This is a genomic window from Lyngbya aestuarii BL J (genome assembly GCF_000478195.2).
Classification (GTDB): Bacteria; Cyanobacteriota; Cyanobacteriia; order Cyanobacteriales; family Microcoleaceae; genus Capilliphycus; species Capilliphycus aestuarii.
The window spans coordinates 1-344 of record NZ_AUZM01000404.1 but is presented as its reverse complement, the minus strand read 5'-3'; the positions used below and the strand labels follow the sequence as shown (position 1 = coordinate 344).

The window sequence follows — 344 nt, the reverse complement described above, 5'->3', positions numbered from 1 at the left end:
AACGGCTTGAGTGACAAATTCTTCGCCGACATAAGAGGTGCCATATTCATAGACATCGAGAGATTGACTTTCACTTTGGGGGATAAATAAAAGTTCATCGGATTTGATTTTTGAGTCGGGGGGTAATAAGTCTCGATCATGAACACTAAACATTAATATCCCGGCGGGGGTGATTAAGTTATAAAGTGTTTTCATCCAGAGTGTGAAGGTTTTTTCGGGAAGATGACTAAAAAAAGAACACGCTAATATACAATCAAATTTTTGGTTAACTGAATAGTCGGTAGGATTAACCGTTGAAATAATGCCGTTGACTCCAAAACTTTCTTGTTGAAACTGAACTGCAT

The 344-nt window shown here is 37.8% G+C and carries 1 pseudogene; it reads right to left on the bottom strand.

Annotation, left to right across the window (positions count from 1 at the left end):
* Positions 1–344: pseudogene (locus tag M595_RS28700) on the bottom strand (methyltransferase type 11); the annotation flags it as partial.